This is a genomic window from Aequorivita todarodis, from assembly GCF_028561335.1.
GTDB classification, from domain to species: Bacteria; Bacteroidota; Bacteroidia; order Flavobacteriales; family Flavobacteriaceae; genus Aequorivita; species Aequorivita todarodis.
The window spans coordinates 1-501 of record NZ_JAQQTG010000021.1 but is presented as its reverse complement, the minus strand read 5'-3'; the positions used below and the strand labels follow the sequence as shown (position 1 = coordinate 501).

Genomic DNA, 501 nt, shown 5'->3' with positions numbered 1-501 from the left:
GGGAGTGTTCAATTAACTGTGTCATCCTATTTTATTCTATCACTAAAATAAGCATTCAAATCATTTTGTATAGCTGACCAATGAAAAATTTGTCCATTCCATCTGGTCTGGGCATTCATTATTGCTAGATACACTTGTTTCAATATAGCGTTTTCTGAGGGAAAAGCACCTTTGGTTTTAGTGACTTTTCTTATCATTCTATGATAGCTTTCAATGGGGTTGGTGGTATACATAAGTCGCTTTAAATGGGGTGAATATTTGTATATATTAGATAACCTATCCCAGTTCTTATCCCAACTTCTAAATATGGCCGGATATTTTTTAGTCCACTTCTCTCTGGCGTTTTCTAAGGCTTCAAGCCCTTTTTGTTCTGTTGGAGCCTGGTAAACAAGTTTAAGATCCTTCATTACCGCTCTTAAATCTGAATGAGTCACATATTTTGCACTGTTCCGCATTTGATGTACCAAGCATAATTGAACTTCAGTCTTTGGATAGTAATCC

At 35.9% G+C, this 501-nt stretch carries 1 protein-coding gene; it reads right to left on the bottom strand.

Annotated features, from left to right (window positions below; all coding sequences use genetic code 11):
• Positions 1–26: 26 nt before the first annotated feature.
• Positions 27–501 (bottom strand): transposase (locus POV26_RS10485; protein WP_272856428.1); only part of this gene is annotated, 475 nt, incomplete at its 5' end.